The sequence below is a fragment of the Microbacterium natoriense genome (assembly GCF_030816295.1).
GTDB classification, from domain to species: domain Bacteria; phylum Actinomycetota; class Actinomycetes; order Actinomycetales; family Microbacteriaceae; genus Microbacterium; species Microbacterium natoriense_A.
In genome coordinates this window covers 1,391,856-1,413,109 of record NZ_JAUSXV010000001.1, presented here as the reverse complement: position 1 = coordinate 1,413,109, position 21,254 = coordinate 1,391,856, and the positions used below count along the sequence as shown (strand labels likewise).

The 21,254-nt window shown below is 68.4% G+C and carries 16 protein-coding genes and 1 pseudogene; 4 read left to right on the top strand and 13 right to left on the bottom strand.

Annotation, left to right across the window (positions count from 1 at the left end):
• Positions 1-118: 118 nt before the first annotated feature.
• The gene (locus QFZ53_RS06490) at positions 119-1,144 is read left to right on the top strand and encodes a LacI family DNA-binding transcriptional regulator (protein WP_307294734.1); all 1,026 of its coding nucleotides are present in this window, start codon (positions 119-121) and stop codon (positions 1,142-1,144) included.
• Here the strand turns inward: QFZ53_RS06490 and QFZ53_RS06485 are convergent.
• Positions 1,134-2,966, bottom strand: coding sequence for a beta-L-arabinofuranosidase domain-containing protein (locus QFZ53_RS06485; protein ID WP_307294731.1), 1,833 nt, complete (start codon positions 2,964-2,966; stop codon positions 1,134-1,136). The two genes, QFZ53_RS06490 and QFZ53_RS06485, sit on opposite strands and share 11 nt — an antisense overlap.
• A 62-nt stretch (positions 2,967-3,028) precedes the next feature.
• Here QFZ53_RS06485 and QFZ53_RS06480 point away from each other — a divergent pair.
• Both QFZ53_RS06480 and QFZ53_RS06475 read left to right on the top strand, forming a co-directional pair.
• Positions 3,029-4,807 (top strand): annotated as a pseudogene (locus tag QFZ53_RS06480) (alpha-galactosidase); the annotation flags it as partial.
• 895 nt (positions 4,808-5,702) lie between these two features.
• Positions 5,703-6,509 carry a glycoside hydrolase family 27 protein gene (locus tag QFZ53_RS06475; RefSeq protein ID WP_307294729.1) on the top strand — a complete coding sequence of 269 codons (807 nt, stop codon included), beginning with the start codon at positions 5,703-5,705 and terminating at the stop codon, positions 6,507-6,509.
• 59 nt (positions 6,510-6,568) lie between these two features.
• Here the strand turns inward: QFZ53_RS06475 and QFZ53_RS06470 are convergent, their stop codons facing one another.
• From QFZ53_RS06470 to QFZ53_RS06445, 6 genes are all read right to left on the bottom strand, one after another.
• Positions 6,569-7,660, bottom strand: coding sequence for a Gfo/Idh/MocA family protein (locus QFZ53_RS06470; protein WP_307294725.1), 1,092 nt, complete (start codon positions 7,658-7,660; stop codon positions 6,569-6,571).
• Entirely contained in the window at positions 7,657-8,427 is a 771-nt protein-coding gene (locus QFZ53_RS06465; RefSeq protein WP_307294723.1) for a ThuA domain-containing protein, read from the bottom strand. The genes QFZ53_RS06470 and QFZ53_RS06465 overlap by 4 nt, the downstream gene beginning before the upstream one ends.
• Positions 8,424-10,742, bottom strand: coding sequence for a beta-glucosidase family protein (locus tag QFZ53_RS06460; protein WP_307294722.1), 2,319 nt, complete (start codon positions 10,740-10,742; stop codon positions 8,424-8,426). The genes QFZ53_RS06465 and QFZ53_RS06460 overlap by 4 nt, the downstream gene beginning before the upstream one ends.
• Positions 10,739-11,644: a carbohydrate ABC transporter permease gene (locus QFZ53_RS06455; RefSeq protein ID WP_292906020.1), complete on the bottom strand. Its 906-nt coding sequence runs from the start codon at positions 11,642-11,644 to the stop codon at positions 10,739-10,741. The genes QFZ53_RS06460 and QFZ53_RS06455 overlap by 4 nt, the downstream gene beginning before the upstream one ends.
• Entirely contained in the window at positions 11,641-12,606 is a 966-nt protein-coding gene (locus QFZ53_RS06450) for a carbohydrate ABC transporter permease (RefSeq protein ID WP_292906018.1), read from the bottom strand. Before QFZ53_RS06450 ends, QFZ53_RS06455 begins: the two co-directional genes overlap by 4 nt.
• A gap of 69 nt (positions 12,607-12,675) precedes the next feature.
• Positions 12,676-13,959, bottom strand: coding sequence for an ABC transporter substrate-binding protein (locus QFZ53_RS06445; protein ID WP_292906016.1), 1,284 nt, complete (start codon positions 13,957-13,959; stop codon positions 12,676-12,678).
• A 258-nt stretch (positions 13,960-14,217) separates the two neighbouring features.
• Between QFZ53_RS06445 and QFZ53_RS06440 the strand changes: the two genes are divergently transcribed.
• On the top strand, positions 14,218-15,219 hold the full coding sequence (locus tag QFZ53_RS06440) for a LacI family DNA-binding transcriptional regulator (protein ID WP_292906014.1): 1,002 nt from the start codon (positions 14,218-14,220) through the stop codon (positions 15,217-15,219).
• An 81-nt stretch (positions 15,220-15,300) separates the two neighbouring features.
• Here QFZ53_RS06440 and QFZ53_RS06435 read toward each other — a convergent pair whose 3' ends face one another.
• The 6 genes from QFZ53_RS06435 to QFZ53_RS06410 form a co-directional block, all read right to left on the bottom strand.
• Entirely contained in the window at positions 15,301-15,903 is a 603-nt protein-coding gene (locus QFZ53_RS06435; RefSeq protein ID WP_307294717.1) for a TetR/AcrR family transcriptional regulator, read from the bottom strand.
• Between the two features lie 99 nt (positions 15,904-16,002).
• Positions 16,003-16,998: an NADP-dependent oxidoreductase gene (locus QFZ53_RS06430; protein ID WP_307294715.1), complete on the bottom strand. Its 996-nt coding sequence runs from the start codon at positions 16,996-16,998 to the stop codon at positions 16,003-16,005.
• Between the two features lie 45 nt (positions 16,999-17,043).
• Positions 17,044-17,898: an alpha/beta fold hydrolase gene (locus QFZ53_RS06425; RefSeq protein WP_307294714.1), complete on the bottom strand. Its 855-nt coding sequence runs from the start codon at positions 17,896-17,898 to the stop codon at positions 17,044-17,046.
• Complete coding sequence (locus tag QFZ53_RS06420; RefSeq protein WP_292906006.1) at positions 17,895-18,776, bottom strand: alpha/beta fold hydrolase; 882 nt, start codon at positions 18,774-18,776, stop codon at positions 17,895-17,897. The genes QFZ53_RS06425 and QFZ53_RS06420 overlap by 4 nt, the downstream gene beginning before the upstream one ends.
• Positions 18,777-18,893: 117 nt before the next feature.
• On the bottom strand, positions 18,894-19,769 hold the full coding sequence (locus QFZ53_RS06415) for an alpha/beta hydrolase fold domain-containing protein (RefSeq protein ID WP_307294710.1): 876 nt from the start codon (positions 19,767-19,769) through the stop codon (positions 18,894-18,896).
• 40 nt (positions 19,770-19,809) lie between these two features.
• Positions 19,810-21,225, bottom strand: coding sequence for an amidase (locus tag QFZ53_RS06410; protein ID WP_307294708.1), 1,416 nt, complete (start codon positions 21,223-21,225; stop codon positions 19,810-19,812).
• Positions 21,226-21,254 lie beyond the last annotated feature (29 nt).

The following is a 21,254-nucleotide window of genomic DNA, read 5'->3' as shown; positions in this document are numbered from 1 at the left end:
CGCTGTCGGCAGCGTCGTCTTCATCGACTCGTCCCTCCGCATCGACGGGCATGTGCAACGTCCGACACGATGCCACCGCCGGGTGGCGAAGCGGATGCAATTTGCGCAAAATGGTCGGGTGCCCTCTCCTTCCCGCATCACGCTCACCGACGTCGCCAGCCGGGCGGGGGTGAGCGTGGCCACGGCATCGCGCGCCCTGCGAGCGCGCGGCGAGATGGCGGCAGATACCAGGTCCCGCGTGCTGCGGGCCGCGTCCGAGCTGGGCTACTCCACCACCGGACAGGTGCGGGGCCGCCCGCGACGCGGCACCTCGCTCATGTTCGACCTCGTGCTCGGGCACTTCCACGATCCGTACACCGAAGAGATCACCGCGGGCGCCCGCACGACGGCCTCCCGGCTCGGGTACGACCTCGTCCTCACCGCGGAGCGCGACGAACCGGCCGACGACTGGCCCGAACGGATCCGCTCGCGGGGCTCCGCCGGGGTGATCGTCGGCCTCATCGTGCCCACCAGCACCCAGATCGCCGCGATGCGCAGGGCAGGGATCCCGCTGGTGCTGATGGAACCGCCGTCCGAGGCGTCGAGCCCCCTGCCGAGCCTTCGGACGACGGACAGCGCGGGCGGCGCCGCCGCCGCCCGGCACCTGGTCGAGCGCGGTGCCCGACGGTTCGTCGTGATCGGAGGAGCACCGTCGTACCGCTATGGACGTGCACGCGTGGACGGCTTCGTCCGCACCGTCGACGAGATCGCGCCAGGGGCGCCGTGCGTGCGCACCAGCGCCGACTGGAGCGCATGGGACGCCAGACGTGCATGCGCGCGAGCGCTGGCAGAGCTCCCGGGTGACGGTCCGATCGGCGTGTTCGCCTGCTCCGACGAGATGGCGGCCGGCGCATACCGGGCGATCGCGGACAGCGGCCGCGCCATCCCCCGCGACGTCCTCGTCGTGGGGTTCGACGACGTCAGAGGGGCACGCTGGCTGCATCCCTCTCTGACCACGATCCGTCAGCCGATCCGCGAGATGGCATCGGAAGCCGTCCGCATACTCGCGCACGCCGCAGCAGGCGGCGAGGTCTCGACGGAGGCCATCGTCATGCCCACTGAGCTCGTCGAGCGCGGCTCGACCCGGGCACTCGTCAGGGACTGACGGCCGCGCGCACCGGGAAGTACACCGAGTACCGCTCGTCGGTCACCTCGTTGAGCGGGATGAAGCGGATGCCGGCGTCGCGCCCGACCGTGCGATACCGCACCAGCCACTGGGTCCACTGACGCTCATCGTCGGCAGCGAGGAGCGTGGACGGATCGGAGGGGTCGCCCTGCAGGGAGACCTCGCGGTCGACGAGGCCGGCCAGCACGATCGGGCCTTCGACGAAAGCGACTGTGCCCGGCTCGTCGAGGATCGGCACCGTGCGCAGCTCGTGCGGGAACTCGAGGTCGACGGTCGACTCCCCGCCGAGGTGAGCGAACTCGATGAACCGGCCGTCGCGCGTCCATGATGCGCTCGTGGTCACGACCGGCTCACCCGACGTCCATGCCGGGATCCGCAGCCGCACCCGCGTCGACGTGCCCTCGCCGGAAGTCACAGACACCTGCACGCGCAGCGCCCGCGGGCGGTGCATCTCGCCGCCAGGGCCGCCGTTCGCGTCGGGGCCGACGTAGCTCGCGTCGTCTCTCAGCCCGACGTCGATCGTCACCGGGCCGACAGCTGCGGTGACCTGGGCGCGCACCGGCACGTACTGCGCGACCGTGAGCGCCTCGTCGTCGGCGTACACCGCGAGCGGCGCCACTCTCGTATGCGCCTGCACGAGCGTGCCGTGGCAGCACCAGAAGTCCTCCGTGGGTGTGCCCCACTGTTTGCGGGCACCGCCTTCCAGCGGCAGGAAGTACGCGACCATCCCCGTCTCCGGATGCTGCTGCGCGAGCAGTCCGTTGTGCAGGTTCGCCTCGATGTAGTCGAGGTGTGCCGGGTCGCCGTTCCACCGGTACAGGACGTCGGCGAGGCGGATCATGTTGTAGACCGTGCAGTGCTCCTGGGTCTTCGAGCCCCGACGCGCGGCGAACGAGAACGGCGGCGTCCAGATCTCGCCCGACGTCTGGCCTCCGGTGCAGAAAGTGCCGCGGCGCGTGACCGCCCACTCCCAGTACTGCTCGACGACGAGCCGCCAGCGCTCCTCTCCCGTGACCTCATAGGCGCGGGCGGCGCCCAGCACCTCGGGGATCGTCGTGTTGGCGTGCATGTTGGTGAGCGCGTCCTCCCCCGCCAGCAGCGGATCGAACAGCGACGCATGCCAGTAGCGGTCGAGGAGATCGCGGTACAGATCGTCTCCGGTCGCATCGAGCAGATCCGCCCAGACCTCCAGCATCCCTCCGGTCTCCATATCGAGGATCTCCTGGAAGCGCTCCTGGTCGAAGTCGCGCGCCCAGGCGGCGATCGCTCCTGCCGCACGATGCGCGATCTGCAGAGCGCGCTCGTCGCCGAGGTCGCGGTGCACGTCGATGAGGCCCATGAAGGTCTTGTGGATCGCGTACTGCGGCGCCCAGACGTCACGGCCTTCCGCCAGCCGGCGCAGGAACGAGGGCGGTGTCGCGAAGACCCACTCGCCGCCGTTCTCCTCCTGGCATCGTGCGAGCAGATCGAGCACGCCGTCGAGCTTGGCGCGCAGCATCGCATCTCCGGTGGCAGCCGCCTCACGCGCAGCCGCCGACATCCAGTGCCCCAGGAAATGGCCGCGCAGCAGCGACCCCGGAGTCTCCCATCCCCAATGCCGGTCGAGGCCGCGATCCGCGGCGGACGCGCCCGACGGATGCAGGTGCCACGCCTGATCTCCGATGCCGGCCTCGATCAGGTGGTTCTGCACGAGATTTCGTTCGGAGAGCGAGAGGAGGTAGTCGCGGTTCCGACGCCGACGTCGGTCGAAAGTGCCCGCCGTCAGTCGGATGGCAGCGGGCGGAAGTGCGTGTGCGGACATGAATCCTCCTGATAGACGTGAGATCGATCTCTGACTGTACTGCAGCGCAGCGACCGTGCAGAATGGTCCCCATGCAATCCGTTCGCGTCATCCACCTCGCCGCCGACGACGTCTCCCTGGTGCTGGCGTGCTTCGCACACGACCTTCCGCTCGTCCTTCACTGGGGTGCGCGGATCACGGCGACCGACGACGATCTGCTCGCGTTCGCCCTCGCGGAGCAAAGGCCAGGTCTCGACGATGTTTCCGATCTCCCCTATCGACCTTCTGTGCTTCCAGAGCACAGCCGGGGGTGGTTCGGGCGCCCAGGGTTGAGCGCGCATCGAGCCGGCGCCGGATGGGCGTCGTCCTTCCGTGTCGACACGGTCGTCGTCGATGGAACGTCCGTGTCGGAGGGCGTCATCCAGACCGGAGCCGCGTCGGTCACCGTAGAGGCTCAGGACGAGCAATCCGCGATCCAGCTTCGAACAGAGATCGATCTCACAGCGACTGGGTTGCTGCGCATCCGCGCCGGGGTGCGCAACGAGGCGCGCGAGGGATCGCCGCTCGAGGTCGAGGACCTCTCGGTCGCGTTGCCCGTGCCGACCCGCGCGACCGAGATCGTCGACTTCTCCGGACGGTGGGCCCATGAGCGCCAGCCGCAACGGCACCCCGTGGTTCGCGGCATGCACGCCCGCCCCTCGCGGCGGGGACGGACCGGACTGGACGCCACGACGGTCATGCTCGCCGGCACGCCGGGCTTCTCCTCCGATGCGGGCGAGGTGTGGATGTTCCATGTCGGATTCAGCGGGGACCACGAGCATGCCCTCGAACGCGGCGATGGGACCCTGGCTTTCCGCGGCGGCGAGCTGCTGCTGCCGGGCGAGATCCGTCTCGCGCCCGGCGAGGAGTACACGGGTCCGTGGGTGTACGGCAGCCATGGCGAGGGCTGGGACTCCGCGTCTGCCCGATTCCACGCTTTTCTGCGCGGGGTCTCGCGGTCAGCGAAACGGGATCGACCGGTCACTCTGAACGTCTGGGAGGCGGTCTACTTCGCGCAGGATTCCGCCACCCTCATCGATCTGGCCGAGCGCGGCGCCGCACTCGGCGTCGAGAGGTTCGTGCTCGACGACGGCTGGTTCCGCGGGCGCAGCGACGATCGCGCCGGGCTCGGCGACTGGTCGCCCGACCCGGCGGCATGGCCGGAAGGGCTGCGGCCGCTCGCCGACCGGGTCAGGGAGCTCGGCATGGAGTTCGGGTTGTGGGTCGAACCCGAGATGATCAACGAGGACTCCGACCTCGCACGCGCCCATCCCGACTGGATCCTGCGAGCGAGGGAGGAGCTTCCCGCCCGATACCGCTTCCAGCAGGTGCTGGATCTCACGCAGCCCGAGGCGTTCACGCACATCCTGGAGACGCTCGACGCGCTGATCCGCGACATCGGCGTGAGCTATCTGAAATGGGACCACAACCGCGACCTCGTCGCAGCGGGCCACCCGGCGACGGGCGCCCCCGCGGTGCACGCTCAGACCCGCGCGCTCTACCGCCTGCTGGACGAGCTGCGCGCCCGCCACACCGACCTCGAGATCGAGAGCTGCGCCTCAGGGGGCGGACGCGTCGACCTCGGCATCCTCGAGCGCACCGATCGCATCCATCCCTCCGACAGCCATGATCCGATCGACCGTTTCGAGATCCTGCGCGGCACCGGACTGCTGGTCCCGCCGGAGATGATGGGATCGCACGTCGCCTCGGCGGTGTCGAGCGTGACCGGACGCTCGTCCGATCTGCACTTCCGTTGCGCCGTGGCGTTTCTCGGCCACTTCGGAATCGAGTGGGACATCCGCGACCTCAGCGACGCCGAGCAGACCGAGCTCGCCGCATGGATCGCCCGTTTCCGTCGTCACCGCCGACTCATCCAGACCGGGCGAACGGTCGGCGGCGGGGAGAGCGATCCGTGGGCGCCGTCGATGCGCGGCGTCGTCGCGGAGGATCGCAGCGAGGCGCTGTACACGATCGTCACACCGCGCTCGACCCCCGACACTCTTGCACGCATCCGCTTCGGCGGGGTCGACCCGGGTCGCCGGTACCGGCTGACCGCCAGCGTGCCGGACACGCTCGGACCGCCCTGGCAGATCCCGGACTGGCTGCGCGCGCCCCGATCTCGACGGCGACGACGGTCGTGCTCCGGTGTTCCCGGGCGGCCTGCTGTCGACGGCAGGGTTGGAGTTCCCCACCTTCCATCCGGAGCGAGCCGTGGTCGTTCACCTCCGCGCGGAGGACGCGTCGTGAACGGCGCTGCCGCCCGCCGTGACGCGGCGCTCCTGCCGCCGATGGGCTGGAACAGCTGGGACTGCTTCGGTTCCTCGGTCACCGAAGAGGAGGTCGTGCGGAACGCCGAGTTCCTGGCCGCGCACCTCGCAACGTACGGCTGGGACACCGTCGTGGTCGACATCCAGTGGTACGAGTCCGACCCGGGCCACCACGACTACCGCGAGGTGTCGCAGCCCGAGCTCGACGAATGGGGTCGCCCGCTGCCCGCGGTCAGCCGGTTCCCGTCGGCAGCGGGCGGTTCGTTCCGGCCGCTGGCCGACCGCATCCACGCGCTCGGCCTGCGCTTCGGCGTGCACATGATGCGCGGTGTGCCGCGTGCGGCGGCCCGAGCGGCAACTTCCCGTGCTCGGTGCGCCTGGGGCCACCTGCGCGAGCATCGCGGATCGCGGGAACGTGTGCCCATGGAACCCGGACAACTTCGGCGTGGACATGGATTCGGCAGGCGCTCAGGAGTACTACGACTCGCTCGCGGCGCAGTTCGCCGAGTGGGGCGTCGACTTCATCAAGCTCGACGACGTGCTGTATCCCCCGGTGCAGACGGCGGAGATCGCCGCGTTCTCGCGAGCGATCGATCGCAGCGGACGGCCGATGGTACTGAGCCTCTCGCCGGGAAAGCAGCTGTCGACCGAGCACGCGGAGTCCCTGCGCAGCCACGCGCAGCTGTGGCGGATCTCGGACGATTTCTGGGACGAGTGGCCGCAGGTGCTCGAGCAGTTCCAGCGCGCCGCGCGGTGGGCGCCGTTCCAGCGGCCCGGGGCGTGGGCGGATGCCGACATGCTGCCGTTCGGGCGGATCGGCATCCGCGGCCATGTCGGGCGTGACCGCCTGAGCCGACTCACGCTGGAGGAGCAGCGCACGGTGATGACGCTGTGGTGTCTGCTGCGCTCACCGCTCATGTTCGGCGGTCATCTGCCGGACACCCCGGACGACACCCTGGCGCTGCTGAAGCGCCTCGACGTCCTGGCGCTGCGCGAGGGCCAGGACGCACGGGAGATCGTGCGCGACGGCGATCTCGTCATCTGGAGCGCGCACGCCCGCGGTCGGGAGTACCGCGCTTTGTTCTGGCTGGGGAGTGAGCCGCGGATGCTGCGCGCCCATGTGGACGACCTGGGCGTGAAGGATCCGGCCGTGGCGGAGTGCGAAGACGCGTGGTCCGGTGAGGCGGTGCCGATCGACGGCGGCTGGGTCGAGGTCGACGTTCCCGCGCACGGCGTGCGGCTGCTCGTCTTCGGGTGAGTGACGATGGCGCGGCGGAAGTCCGCCACGCCATCGCACGAGAGTCGCCCCCGGATGAGTCAGCGCGGCGCACCACCCGCCCACTCCCGCAGCTGATCGATGATCGCAGTCTCCCCCGTCGCCTGAGCCTCGGCGAGCGCGGCAGCGCCCGCCCGCGCGAAGACCGCGTCGAGATCGACGCGGCTGCCGGTCGCCGCCGACTCTCCCGCCGCCTCGACCATGGCCAGGCTCCAGATGTTGCTCCTGATCTCTCCCGACGGGGCCTCGCCTCCGTCCAAGGCGGTCAAGAACTCCGTAAGCGCGGCGTCCAGCCCTTCGCTGCCTTCTCCCATCGGCACATCCCGTTCAGGACCATCTTGACCCTGCACGCGCACGGCGGTCTCACCATCCCACGTCGCTGAGCCATCAGGGGCGCTCGCCCGCCAGGATCCGTTCCACGACGTCGTCAGCCCGTCGGCGCACCAGCTTCCCGCGTAGCCGAAGCGGGAGCCGTCCGAGAACCGGAAGATCGCCTGTGCAGCCGCTGCCCCTCGGTACCAGCTCCACGAGGGCGAGAACTCTTCGCAGTAGACCGATACGGGTTCGCTGCCGAGCAGGAAGCGCGCCTGGTCGAACTGATGGATCGCCATGTCGACCAGCAGCGGCGAGGGCATCTCGTCCCGGAACCCGCCGAACCGCGGATTCTGGAAGAACTGCGTCTCGAGCTGCCCTGCGCCGCCCAGATCGCGCACCGCATCACGGAATGCGCTGATTCCCGACGAATGCCGACGCGATTGGCTCGTCGCCAGCAGCACCCCGCGCGAGACGCTCAGTGCGCTGAGCCACATCGCATCGGCCACCGTGGGCGTGACGGGCTTCTCGCTGAGCACCGGCACTCCGGCGCGGAGCGCCGCGTCGCTCACCGCGCGGTGCGCCTCGGGCACCGTGACGTTCAGCAGCAGATCGGCGGGTGCTTCGCGCAGCGCGGCGGCGACGTCGGAGAACACCGGCACGTCCCAGCCGCGTTCGGTCGCGGCGCGACGAGCGGCGGACACGTCGAGATCGACCACTGCAGAGGGGCGGACACCGTCCCGCGCCTGAACCACATCCATCCAGGCCCGGCCCATGCCGCCGGCGCCGACGACCACGACGTCCCGCACAGCATCCGTCATCGCAGAGATCCGTCCCACTCGCGCGGCGTCTCGAACTCGCCGACGTGATGCATCGTGATCTGCGGCGCCTGCCGCGGCCGGTCCTGGAACGCCCAGCCGACGGCGTTGGCGAGCACGCGGCGGATCTCCGGCTGATGATAGACCGGATAGTCCTGGTCGCCGGGCGAGAAGTAGAAGATGCGCCCGTGGCCGCGCGAGAACGTCATGCCCGAGCGGAAGACCTCGCCGCCGGAGAAGCTCGAGACGAACACCAGCTCGTCTGGTGCCGGCACGTCGAAGAACTCCCCGTACATCTCCTGCATCGGGATCACCAGCGGGTGCGGCACACCCTGAGCGATCGGATGGGTGGGGGCCACCGTCCATACGAGCTCGCGGTCGTCGCCCTGCCGCCAGCGCAGGCTGCACGTGGTGCCCATGAGACGGATGAACACCTTGGAGAAGTGAGCCGAATGGAGCGGTATGAAGCCCATGCCGCCGAGCACGTGTCGATGCACGCGTTCGACCACTTCATCGTCCACGGCGTCATGCCGCATGTGCCCCCACCACAGCAGCACGTCGGTGTCGGCCAGCCGTTCCTCACTGAGGCCGTGCTCGGGATCGTCGAGCGTGGCGGTCTCGACCACGGCTCCGTCTCCCAGGAGCTCCCTCAGGCCGGCCGCGATCGTGCCATGCATCGTGTCGGGATAGATCCGCTGCGGGATCTCATCGTGCTTCTCGTGGTGATTCTCGCCCCAGACGAGCACCCTCATCGGTCGTTGTGCAGTCATTCCTCGTCCTCTCCATGATCGATGTCCCATGCGGTCCTTCCAGCGCGGGCCAGAACCAGGTGCCGTGCACCCGTGATCCGCACAGCGGTGGCGCATGCGCGGTTCGCGACCGAGGGCCCGGCGGCGAGCATCACGGTACCCGGGTCCACGCTCAGCCGCCCGTCGATCCCCGTCGCGGCCAAGCGCGCCGCCTCGAGCGTGAAGCGCACCGTCTTTCGCGCCCCCGCGGGGACGCGGATGCGGGCGAACCCGATGAGCTGCGCCTCCGGACGGACGACAGAACCCGCGGGGAAGGAGGCGTACAACTGCACCACTTCGACCGCCGACGCCCCGCTGTTGCGAACGGTGACGGCGATCTCGGCAGCGCCGTCGGTGCGGAACTCGGCGGGCGCCTCGATCGTCTCGTACTCGATGCGGCCGCGGGTCAGACCATACCCGAACGGGTAGAGCGGCGTCGGGTCGGCCACGGTGATACCGGCGTTGTGCCGGCCGAGCGGCGGCTCGAGATAGGTCGTCGTCGCTGTGGGCCAACGCGGGATCTGCACAGGCAGCCGCCCGCTCGGCGCCACACGACCCGACAGGATGCCGGCGATCGCACGGGCGCCCTCGGCGCCGGGGAAGAAGGCCTGCACGATCGCGCGGGCGCCGCGGTACTCCCCCAGCGCATACGGGCGCCCCGAGACCACCACGAGCACGGTCGGCACTCCCGTCGCGAGCACCGCCAGGACGAGCTCATGCTGGCGTCCTGGCAGCCGCAGATCGGCGGCGTCGCATCCCTCGCCGGAGGTGCCCGCGCCGAACAGTCCGGCGACATCGCCCACGACGACGACCGCGACATCGCTCTCGCGCGCAGCCTGCACAGCCGTCGCGATGTCGTCGCTGTCGTCGCTGTCGTCGACGATCTCGCAGCCGCGGACGAACCGGATCTCTCCGATCCCCTGCTCGCTGCGCAGTGCCGCCTCGATCGTCGGAATGGAGATGCCCGGTTCGTGACCCGGGTACTTCGTGAGCACGTGATTGGGGAACGCGTAGCATCCGAGCAGGCTCCGATACTCGGCGGCGGCCGGCCCGATCACCGCGACTCGGGAGTGCGCGGTGATCGGCAGGATGCCGTCGTCCTCGAGGAGAACGACCGACTCCTCGGCGATGCGGGCGGACAGCGCCCGGTTTCGGTCGCTGTCGAGCTCGACCTCCTCCGCACCCTCCGGCACGACGGAGGCCTGATCGAGCAGACCCGCCTCGATCTTGTGCCTGAGGTGGCGCACGACCGCACGATCGATGTCGCTCTCGTCGACGACGCCCTCACGGACCAGACGCGGAAGTGCGGCGTACGCGACGGTCGAGGGCAGCTCCACGTCGACGCCGGCGCGCAGGGCGAGCGCCCCCGCCTCGGCGGCATCCACCGCCACCCGGTGCATCGACACGAGGAACGGGATCGCCCAGTAGTCTGCGACGACCGTGCCGTCGAAACCCCACTCGGTGCGGAGAGTGCCGTCGAGCAGCGCACGATTCGCCGTGCTCGGGATGCCGTCGACATCCGTGTACGAGGTCATCACGCTGCGCGCGCCGCCCTGCCGCAGCGCGGTCTCGAACGGCGGCAGCACGGTGTCGGCGAACTCACGCGGCCCCATGCTGACCGGCCCGTGGTTGCGTGCGCCGCGAGAGCCCGCGTATCCGGCGAAGTGCTTCAGCGTGGCGATGATGCCGGCGCTCTCGAGCCCTGCCACGTACGCCGCGCCCAGCTGTCCCACGAGATAAGGGTCTTCGCCGAGGGTCTCCTCGACGCGCCCCCACCGGTAGTCCCGCACGACGTCGAGCACGGGCGCCAGCCCTTGATGCACGCCGATCGCACGCATGTCCTCCCCGATCGCGCGCGCCATCTCGCGGACGAGATCGTCGTCGAACGTCGACGCCCACGCCAGCGGGGCCGGGTACGCCGTCGCACCGAACGCGGCCAGCCCCGTCAGGCACTCCTCGTGCACGAGAGCGGGGATCCCCAGACGCTGGTTCTCGATCACGCGGCGCTGCAGGCGCCGCAGGGTCTCCACACCCTCCTGGAGAGTGATCGGCGCGGTTCCGTAGACCCGCGTGAGCTGGCCGAGTCCGTGCTCGAACGGATCGACGACAGCGTCGGCGGAGTCGTCCGACAGACGCGGCGCGAAATCGTCGGCGCTGTCGGTGAGCCACACGGAGCCGAGCTGGGCCACCTTCTCCTCGAGAGTCAGCTCATCGACCAGCGCCTGCGCCCGCTCGCGCGCGCTCAACGTGGGGTCGCGCCATCGATCCTGGTCGACGGCGCTCAGCTCGGCGGTCATCCCTTGAACGCCCCGTCCATGATTCCCGCGACCATGCGGCGTCCGACGAAGAAGAAGACGATCAGCAGCGGGAGGGTCGCCATGAACGATCCGCCCATGGTCAGTGCCAGGTCGATCGTCCGGTTCGCCTGCAGCTGCTTCAGCGCGATCTGCACCGTGAACAGCTCGGGAGACTTCAACACGATGAACGGCCACATGAAGTCGTTCCACACCCCCGTGAACGTGATGAGTCCCAGCACGAACGCAGCCGGCCGAACGACGGGGAATCCGATGCGCCAGAAGATCTGCCAGCTGTTGGCGCCGTCGATGCGCGCCGCGGCCATCAGCTCGTCGTTCAGGGTGGTCGAGAGGTGCTGACGCATCCAGAAGATGCCGAACGCGCTCGCGAGCCCCGGCAGGATGATCGCCTGAAGCGTGTCGACCCAGTCGAGCCACGAGATGATCAGGTACTGCGGGATCACGCTGAGCTGCGCCGGCACCGTCATCGTCAGCAGGACGATGAGGAAGAGCGCGTTGCGGCCCGGGAACTGCAGCTTCGCGAACGCGAACCCTGCGAGTGCGCACAGCAGCGACGTCACGACGGCGACCACCAGCGACACGATCACGCTGTTCAGCAGCGACTGCAGGAACGGCACGGTCTCGAAGACCTTCGCGGCGATGTCGAAGAAGTTGAGACCGGGGTACAGCCGCGGTGGGATCGATGTGACGGCCGATGCACCGACCGAGGCGATCACGAACATGTAGTACAGCGGGAAGACGCTGATCACGACGGCGATGATCAGGAGCGCGTACACGGGCCACGACACCTTGCCGACGCGGCGGGAACGGGCGCGTCGGCGACGAGTGGACGCTTCCGGCTTCACCGGCGACGCCGTGGTCGCCTCCTGGGTCACGTGGGTCATGCGCGTGCCTTCCTGGTGCGGGTGGTGAGATAGAAGTTGATCAAAGACACGACCACGACGATCACGAACAGCGCCACCCCGATCGCGGAGCCGTAGCCGAACTCGAACTGGCCGAAGCCCTGCTCGTAGAGGAAGAGGGCGAGAGTCTGACACTGTCGTCCACCGCCGCAGGTCAGCCCGGACTCCGGAGCGACCAGCAGCGGTTCGGTGAAGATCTGCAATCCGCCGATGGTCGACATGATCACGGTGAAGATGATGATCGGCCGCAGCGACGGGATCGTGAGGTGGATGAACTGCTGCCACCCCGATGCGCCGTCGACGGATGCCGCTTCGTACATCTCCCGCGGCAGGGCCTGCAGTCCTGCGAGGTAGAGCAGAGTGTTGTAGCCGAACCAGCGCCACATGACCATCGACGAGATCACGATCCAGGAGCCGAGCTGCGACGACAGGAAGTTCACCGCGGGCGCCCCGACGAGATCCAGGATCCAGTTGATGAGCCCGAAGTTCTTGTCGAAGATCTGCGAGAACACCAGCGCGGTCGCCGCGACCGAGGTGATGTACGGGACGAGCAGCGCCATGCGGAAGAAGTTCGCCATCTTCAACGTGGCGTGATTCAGCAGATGCGCGAGCCCCAGGGCGAGCAGCAGCTGCGGGATCGTCGAGATCAGGAAGATCCCGAATGTGTTCACGAAGGCGTTCCAGAATCGCGGATCCTGGAAGAGCCGCTCGAAGTTCGCCAGCCCGACGAAGGTCTGCTCTCCGATCGGATTCCAGTCGAAAAGCGCCACGTAGAACGTGAACAGCAACGGGAACAGGCCGAAGACGGCGAAGATCACGAAGAACGGCGCGACGTAGAGGTACGGCGCGATGCGTTCGGCGAACGGCTGACGGATCTTCTGGGTCGGCGGCCGGTCGCGCCGGCGGATCTTCTGGACGGGGATTGCGGTCGCTGTCGCGGTCATGGTCCTACCTCGGTGAGGATGGTGGCCCGCCCCTCCCCGGCACGGGCCACCATCGATCGATACGGTGAGTCAGCCGCCGATCGCGGCTTTGGCGCTGTCCAGGCCGGTCTTCCACGCATCAGCCGGCTTGACGTTGCCGGCCTCCATGTCGACGAGGGCGTTCAGCAGCGCGGCACCGATCGCACTGGTGTCGGGGCCGTTGTAGAACGAGCTGAACTGCAGCACGGATTCGCTCATGGTCGCCCCCACGGGGGAATCGCCGAAGAAGGGGTCGGTGTAGCTGCGCACCTCGTCGCTCTCGAGCGCGTCCTTCGCGGCGGGGAAGGTGCCGGTCGTCGCGAAGTGCTCGGTCTGCCCCTCGGGCGAGAGCATCGTCTTGATGTACTGCCACGCCGCCTCGGGGTTGTCGGCGCGGGCGGGGATCGCGATGACGCTGCCGCCCCAGTTGCCGCCCACACCCGGGATCGACGCGATCCGCCACAGTCCTTCGGTGTCCGGTGCGTCGGTCTTGAATCCGGACAGCATCCACGACGGAGCGGTCGTCACGGCGAAGGCGCCGTTCGCCTTGCCCGGCGCCCACCCGGACGACCACGCGGGGATGCTGGCGCTGATCCCGGCCTCGTAGGTGCGCACGGCGACGTCGAACGCCTCTTCGACCTCAGGGTTCTCGTCGTAGATCAGCTCGCCGTCCGGCGAGTAGTACTTCTCGCTGACCTGGTTGACGGTGGAGAAGAACACGCTCGTCTCGACGTTGTCGACGAAGGGCTCGCCGGTCGCCGCCGTGTACTTCTTGCCCATCTCGATGAACTTGTCCCACGTCGACCACATCTCAGCCACCTCGGCTGGGTCGGTGGGCAGACCAGCCGCCTCGAAGAGGTCGGCACGGTACGCGAAAGTCAGTCCGCCCACGTCGGTCGGGATGCCGATGACCGAGCCGTTCTCGGCGGTCGCGCCGTCGATTGCCCAATCGAGGTAGTCGTCGCCGATGTCGTCACCGCCGAGCGTGCGCAGATCGACGAAGTTGCCGGGGTTCTCGACGAACTTCGGCAGATCGTCGTTCTGGATCATGACGAGGTCGGGAACCCGTCCGCCCGCGAGAGCGGCGGTGAGGGCGGTGGCCGTCTCGGTCGTGCTGCCGACCTCGCTCAGCTTCACCTTCGCGTCGGGGTTCTCCTCGAGGTAGCGAGCGACGGAGTCCTTCTGTCCGATGCCGGTGAACGACCAGAACTCGAACTCGGCATTCGGATCACCGGATCCGGATTCCGAACCTGAGCCGCCGGACGAGCATCCGGAGATCAGCAGCGCGAATGCGCCGACTGCGGCGATGGGCAGGGCCAGTTTGCGACGGTTCACAACAGCTCCTCTTCTTCGGGGACATGTGAGTGCTGACGACTCGATTGATTCGCTGAGAGATCGATCTCTCGTTCGGGTCACAGTAGCCAAGATCCCTGGAGAGGGCAACCCCTGCGAGGAGGGGGACGCGAGGCTTGAGCCGATGCACGACCCCCAGAAGATTGCGACGAGCCTGCGCGAAAATGGGCAGAATCCGTGCAATGATCTCTTCATTGAGAGATCGATCTTCGACCTACTACGAACTTCGCGGAGAGAGCCATGGTCAGACCCACCATCGTCGACGTCGCGCAGGCCGCGGGAGTCTCGCGGGCCACCGCGGCGCGTGTCCTGGCCGGTGCGACGAACGTCGACCCCGCGATGACCCTGTCCGTCGAGCGGGAAGCGCAGCGCCTCGGGTACGAGACGAACTTCGCCGCGCGCGTCCTCCGTGGCGGCCGCGCCGGCGCAGTCGGCCTCGTCATCGCCTTCGACGAGCTCGGCAGTCACAGCGGCACCTTCTTCACCGCGGTGCTCAAGGGCGCGGCGAAGGGCCTGTCGGCCGGCGCGGTGCAGCCCGTGCTGCTTCCCGCCGACGAGGAGGACCTCGACCGCATCCCGCGCTTCCTCCGATCAGGAGCCCTCGACGGCGCGATCGTGATCCTGCAGCACGAGATCACGCATCTCGTGGAGAGTCTGGCCGACTCCCCCGTTCCCATCGCGTGGGTGGGACGCCCGCACGCCGACATCGGCCCCGACCCGATCGTGATCGACTCGGACAACTACGGCGGCGGAGTGCTCGCTGCACGCGCGCTCGTGGAGGCCGGGCGCCGGTCGATCGGGATCATCACCGGACCCCTCGACCTCGAACAGGCGAGGGATCGGACGCGCGGATGGACGGACGAGCTCGCACGCCACGGCATCGCTCCCGGTCCGATCGTCCACGGAGACTTCACGCTCGACAGCGGAACCGCGGCGATGGCTCGTCTGCTGCAGCGTGCACCCGACCTCGACGGGATCTTCGCCTCCTCCGATCTGATGGCCGCGGGGGCGCTGCGCGTGCTCCAGGCCGCCGGGCGCCGGGTGCCGACCGACGTCTCGGTCGTCGGCTTCGATGACATCCTGATCGCCAGCACGTCCGACCCGCCGTTGACCACCGTGCGCCAGCCGCTGGAAGAGATGGGCAGAGCGGCCGCTGACACACTCCTCGCCACCATCCGCGGACTCCCCGCCGAGAAGGTGCAGCTGCTGCCGACATCCCTCATCCACCGCGAATCGCTCTGAGCCGCACCGACGTCGGCGCAGGCGCGTCGTCTATCGCGATTCCCAGCCCGCTGCGGCGATGACCACCGGCGGATCGGCGCCTCAGAGAGGAAGGATCGCCGTGAGCTGCTCGGTGATCTCGGCGACCAGCTGATCGATCGACTGCTGCGCGTTCACGGTAGCGGCCATCGTGAGGAACATGACGGCGGAGACGATCCGCGCGAGAGCGCGGGCCTGGTCGACCGAGACCCCCTCCCGCCGCGCGATCACCTCGGCGACGAGCTCTTCGGTCCTCACGGTGAGGTCGAGAGCGTCTCGGTGATGCGGTTCCCCCGGGTCGCCGAACACGATCTCGCGGAGATAGGTGCGGCCGTTGTCGATCTGCTTGCGGTTGCATTCGACGACGGGCCGGACGACAGCCAGCACGCCTTCGAGAACGCCGTCAGCGTCTTCGGCTGCTGCACGACCGCGGTCGAGAGCCTCCGCGTACATCGAGTTCTGCACGAGCAGAAGCAGCTCGCCCTTGGTCTTGGCGTACAGGAACAGGGTTCCCGTGCCGATGTCGGCCTTGTCGGCGATCTCCTGAGTCGTGACGTCGTCGACGCCGCGCTCGGCGAACAGCTCGCCCGCCGCCGCGGTGATCCGCGCGAGCTTGTCGAGCTTGTTGCGTTCGCGCCGACCGATGGGGTGGGTGTCAGCAGTCATGGCATCCTCCGGAAACGAGCTCGATCGTGAGCGAAATCGCCAGCGCGGGCTCGGGAACATCTGGCCACATTCTCCCATGCGCCCGCGCGAGCACCCGCGTCACGGATTGCTGATGACGGCCTTCCCACGGATGCCGCCCTTCGCCAAGGATTCCATTCCGGCGACCGTCTCATCGAACGGGAAGACGCGTCCGACGATGGGGCGGATGGCACCGGCATCGACCAGACCGGCGATGTCGCGGAGCTGATCGCCGCTGGCGCGCATGAAGAGGAACGTGTAGTCGACGCCGAGGCGCTTCGCCTGCGTGCGGATGCGGCGGCTCAGCCCCGCTGTGGCGAGCCTGAGGATCAGGCTGAGGCCGGCGGCGCGCGCGAACTCGGGAGTAGGCGGACCGGAGATGCCGATCGCCTTGCCCCCGGGGCGAAGGATGCGCAGCGACTTCTCGAGGTTCTCCCCTCCCAAGCTGTCCAGGACCACGTCGTATCCGCTGAGCACCTCCTCGAAGTCCTCGGTGCGGTAGTCGACGACTCGATCTGCGCCGAGCAACCGCACGAAGTCGGCGTTCGCGGCACTTGCGGTCGTGGCGACCTCCGCCCCGAGGTGCTTCGCGAGCTGGATCGCGATCGAGCCGACGCCGCCGGCTCCGGCATGGATGAGGACCTTCTGCCCCGGGCGGACGTCGGCGATCTCGACCAGGGCCTGCCACGCCGTCAAGGCGACGAGCGGAAGCGAACCGGCCTCGTCCATCGCGATCGAGCTCGGTTTGAGCGCGACGTCGCGTTCGTCGATCACGATGCGCTCGGCGAAGGTGCCGATGCGGTGGTCGCGCGGGCGTGCGTAGACCTCGTCGCCGGGTTTGAAGGCGCTCACGCGGGCCCCGACGCGGATGACCGTGCCGGCGACGTCGTGCCCGAGGATGATCGGCAGACGATACGGGAGGATCGCCTTGAACTCTCCGACACGGAGCTTCTCGTCGAGCTGGTTGAGGCCGGCAGCCTGGACGCGCACGAGGACATCGCGCTCGCCGACCACGGGCTCGGGCACGTCTGCCTCGTGCACGGCGGTCTTGTATTTCGAAAGGACGAATGCCTTCATGGTCTTGCTCCTTGGATCAGGTCATGCGGGGCGATGTCGCGCGCGTCACCGGTGCAGGAACGCCCGCACGGCGACGACGACATCGAGATGGTTCTGGAAGACGACGCCGTGCCCGGCATCCGGGAAGACCGTCACCGTCGCAGTGGGGAACACGCCGGCGAGCGCGCTCGCATTGCCGACGGGGACCATGCGATCACTGTCGCCGTGCAGGATCAGCACCGGCCGGTCGAAGGACGAGAGGCCCGTGGGCGGCTGCCCGCCCCAGCGATGGACGGCGGCGAGCTGCGCGCGCAGGACGCGGAGGGCGACGCGGCCGTCTCGATCGGCGCGGCGTTCGCGGAGGCGCCCGAGGTAATCGCGACCCGCACTCTTCCCCGCGGCGCTGCGGGTGAAGAAGAGCCGTGCCTTCGGATCGGCGAGTGCGAGCGATGCACGCACCGCTCCCCCGACCATCACCCTGGTCATCTCGGTGAGAGCCGGGCCACCGGCTGGACCGCTGCTGATCAGGATCAGTCGATCGACGAGCTCGGGGGCCCGCCGCACGACATCCTGCGCCACCATCCCGCCCATCGACAGGCCGAGAAGATCGACGCGGGGCAGATCGAGCACGCGCAGTGCGGCGACCACGTCATCCGCCATCTCCTCGATCGCGTCGCGCGCCCGTCCCCCGGATCTGCCGACGCCGCGATAGCCGAGCAGTATGAGCCGGCGGTCCAGCGCGAGCCCGTCGGCGAGACGGGGATCCCAGTCGTCGAGGTTGGCGCCGAGGTGGTTGAGAGCGACGAGGGGGATGCCGGTTGCCGGACCGAGCTCGCGATAGACCAGCTCGACGCCGTCGACGAGAAGCACGCGCGTCTCGGCGCTCTGAAACCGCCCGGGACGTGTCGCGGAAGCGGTCATGGCCGCGGCGCAGGCTCGTCGGCGGTGAGGAATCTCACCGCGACAGGGGCGAACTTCTCCCAGTACTGGAAGATGCCGCCGTGTCCGGAGTCGGGGTAGATGGTCAGCTCACTGCCCGGAATGCGCGCGTGCAGGTCGTGCGACAGGACGGAGGGGACCATGCGGTCGTTGTCGCCGTTGGCGATCAGCGTGGGTCCGGTGATGACGGAGAGGTCGGATGGCGCGGACCGGCCGAACCGTGCGATCGCCGTCAGCTGAGTCTGGAAAGCGGAGAGCCTGATGTCCTTGTCGCGATCGACGGAGCGCTCCTTGAGTCTGTTGATGAACGCCTTACCCGCCTTCTTCCCGGCGGCATCGCGGTTGAAGAACAGGAACTCCTTCGGGTCCGAGCGCGTGAGAGTCGCACGCAGCACGTCCCAGTAGGTGGTGCCGATGACCTTGTCCATGTCCTTCCCGCCGCGCGGACCGGTGCCCGTGAGCACGAGTTTGCGCACGAGATCCGGGTGCTTCACGATGAGGTCCTGAGCGATCATGCCGCCCATCGAGAACGAGAAGACGTCGATCTTCGAGTAGCCGAGGGCGGTGATGAACGCGTAGGCGTCGTCAGCCGCTTCTTCGAGCGTGCGCGGCACCGTGCCGGAGGACCCGCCCACGCCCTGCTGATCGAAGGCGATCACGTGCCGATGCTGGGCGATCGCATCCACGATCCGCGGGTCCCAGTTGTCGAGCGTGCCCGCGAGGTGCACGAAGAACACCACCGGGACCTCTTCTTCGGGACCGAGCTCGCGGTAGGCGAAGGTGATGCCGCCCGCAGTCAGGGCTTTGTTGGGAGCTTTCGCGTACGAGGTGTTGACGGGTGCGCTGCCGGTACCGCTCATGAGATCCTCCAGTGTTCGTCGTCGAAAAACGACTACACTTTATTATGAGCGTACTCAGTTTTATTGTCAAGCGATGCTGCCTCCGGGATCAGCGGGCCCACGACACGGGAAGCGGTCCTACATCACGCTTCTCACGATGCGTACGGACCCCGCACGCCCTTCTCTGGTCGGCGTGAGCGGATACACGTGCACCGCGCCTGGACATACCGTCAGTTCGAAGGGCACGTCTTCTGCGGCCGCCCGGTCGCGCAGCAGCAGGACGTCCGGGAGCAAGATGTCCCGAGTGCCGATGTAGACGTCGATCGGGGCGAGGCCTGCCAGGGGTCCGCGGATCGGACTCAGCTGCGGGAGTTCGAGGTCGTCTCCGTCTGCCCAGACTCGTCCGCATTCGCGCGCTCCCGGAACCGCGAGCCAAGGATCCTTTCGGGAGAGACTCGCGATGTCGGGGTTCCGGAGTGAAATGTCGACCCACGGGGAGATGAGCACGACGCGACCCGGTTGCGGCAGGTCGGCGTTGAGGAGCGTCTGGGCGAATCCGAGCGCGAGGCCCCCGCCCGCGGAGTCCCCTGCGAAGACGACGTCGGACGGGGCCGTCGACTCCAGAGTCTCGCGGTAGACGGCGATGAGCAGGCGGTAGGCCTCTTTGTAGCCGTGCTGCGGGGCGAGGCCGTACGCGGGGACGATCACCCGAGCGCCCGCGTCGGCGATCTGCTCGATGAGTTTCCAGTGCTGCGGGGAGATCTCGTTGACGTAGGCGCCGCCGTGCAGGTAGATCACCGTCCGCCCACTCCGCGACTTCCGAGGGGTGACGGTCCAGCATCCGAACCCTTCTCGCACCCCGAAACCCACCGCATGTCGAGTCCGGAGCCTCTCCGGCGGTGTCGCTGCGGTCTTCTCCCGCGCCAGCATCCGGCGAGCGCCGTGAACGGTGGCGAAGTGCCGCTTGCTCCTCACCCGCAGATACAGGCTCACCAGCCGCATCGACAGGCTCACGAGCACCCCCGCGAAATCATCTGGCGAACCTCCGCGATGGTTACAGCTGCGGACGGTGTTCGGCGGTATACGCCCAGGGGCGCAGGGTCTCGATGGCCCTTCCGAGACGGAACACCATGGCGTCGTCATAGGTGTGACCGACGATCTGCACGCCAGTGGGCATCCCGTTCCCCGCGTGGCCGCTGGGCACGGCGAGGACGGGGCAGCGATTGCTGATGTTGAACGGGAGGGTGAGGGTGCCTTCGAGTCCGGAAACGGTGCGGCCGTCGATGTCGATCCCGCCGATCAGCGTGTCGGCCGCGGGGAGCCCGATGGCCGCCGTGGTCGGGCAGAGCAGGGCGTCGTATCCCGACATCACGCGCGCGAGCTCACGCTGGACCGCATACTCGGCTTTCGCCGCATCGAACATCGACGCCCCCGCACGGACGACGCGGGTCTGCTCGACGAAATCGCGCGCGTAGTCGCTGAGTTCCGCTGTCTTCCCGCCGATCGCGTCGTTCACCATCGAACCCATCATGTGACCGAAATGCGGCATCGCCGCGGCGACGATCAGTTCACGCGTCCAGGCGAAATCGACTTCCACGACCTCCGCCCCGGCCTTGGCCAGTTCCTCCGCGACGCGGCGGGTGTTCTCTCTGATCTCCTCCGCGACGTGGAAGCCGCCGAGATCGAGACTGAGAGCGACCCGAAGGCCCTCTACCCCTGCGAGATCAGATGGGATGACGACTTTCGGTCGCAGTGCGACGTGGTCACGCGGGTCTGGCCCGCTGATCGTGTTCGTGAAGAGCAGGACGTCGTCGACGGTGCGTCCCATCGGTCCGTCACCGCGGTAGTAGTCCACACTCATGGGGCCGACTCCCGGAATCCGTCCATACGGCGCCTTGTAGCCGACGGTGCCGGTGAATGCCGCCGGCCCGCGAGTGGACCCGCCGATGTCGGATGCCGTGGCGAGTGTCGTCATTCCGGCCGCGAGGGCCGCCGCGGACCCTCCGGAAGACCCGCCCGGCGAGAATGCGGTGTTCCACGGATTGCGTGTGACTCCCCAGCGATCGGAATGGGTGAAGGCGGCGATGGAGAACTCGGGGGTCGCGGTTCGCGCATGGATGATGGCGCCCGCATCCAGAAGCCTGTCGATGATGGGCGCGTTCTCGAGTGCGGTGTATCCGTCCCAGGCATTCGAAGCCTCGACCACTTCCATACCCGCGATCTGGTGCTTCTCCTTCGCGGCGACGGTGACACCCTCGAGCGGTCGCGCCGTACCGTCGCGGTAGCGCCGCTCCGATTCCTGCGCGCGCTCTCGTGCCGCATCGGCCATCGTCTCGGTGAAGGCGTTCAACGAGTCGTCGACGAGTGCCGCTCGGGCGAGCTGGGCGTCGAGGACGTCTACGGGTGAAAGGGAGCCGGTGCGGTACCGCTCGATGCATTCAGTGGCGGAAAGGTAGATGAGGTCGTTCATCGGTGTGTCCTTACGTGAGGAGTCAGGTT

Bases quoted from the DNA above. Each gene is read 5' to 3' on its own strand.
- QFZ53_RS06435 (WP_307294717.1), bottom strand. From the start codon at position 15,903: ATGACTGCTGACACCCACCCCATCGGTCGGCGCGAACGCAACAAGCTC.
- QFZ53_RS06420 (WP_292906006.1), bottom strand. From the start codon at position 18,776: ATGAGCGGTACCGGCAGCGCACCCGTCAACACCTCGTACGCGAAAGCT.
- QFZ53_RS06465 (WP_307294723.1), bottom strand. From the start codon at position 8,427: ATGACTGCACAACGACCGATGAGGGTGCTCGTCTGGGGCGAGAATCAC.
- QFZ53_RS06430 (WP_307294715.1), bottom strand. From the start codon at position 16,998: ATGAAGGCATTCGTCCTTTCGAAATACAAGACCGCCGTGCACGAGGCA.
- QFZ53_RS06460 (WP_307294722.1), bottom strand. From the start codon at position 10,742: ATGACCGCCGAGCTGAGCGCCGTCGACCAGGATCGATGGCGCGACCCC.
- QFZ53_RS06455 (WP_292906020.1), bottom strand. From the start codon at position 11,644: ATGACCCACGTGACCCAGGAGGCGACCACGGCGTCGCCGGTGAAGCCG.
- QFZ53_RS06425 (WP_307294714.1), bottom strand. From the start codon at position 17,898: ATGACCGCTTCCGCGACACGTCCCGGGCGGTTTCAGAGCGCCGAGACG.
- QFZ53_RS06475 (WP_307294729.1), top strand. From the start codon at position 5,703: ATGGATTCGGCAGGCGCTCAGGAGTACTACGACTCGCTCGCGGCGCAG.
- QFZ53_RS06410 (WP_307294708.1), bottom strand. From the start codon at position 21,225: ATGAACGACCTCATCTACCTTTCCGCCACTGAATGCATCGAGCGGTAC.
- QFZ53_RS06470 (WP_307294725.1), bottom strand. From the start codon at position 7,660: ATGACGGATGCTGTGCGGGACGTCGTGGTCGTCGGCGCCGGCGGCATG.
- QFZ53_RS06440 (WP_292906014.1), top strand. From the start codon at position 14,218: ATGGTCAGACCCACCATCGTCGACGTCGCGCAGGCCGCGGGAGTCTCG.
- QFZ53_RS06485 (WP_307294731.1), bottom strand. From the start codon at position 2,966: ATGTCCGCACACGCACTTCCGCCCGCTGCCATCCGACTGACGGCGGGC.
- QFZ53_RS06450 (WP_292906018.1), bottom strand. From the start codon at position 12,606: ATGACCGCGACAGCGACCGCAATCCCCGTCCAGAAGATCCGCCGGCGC.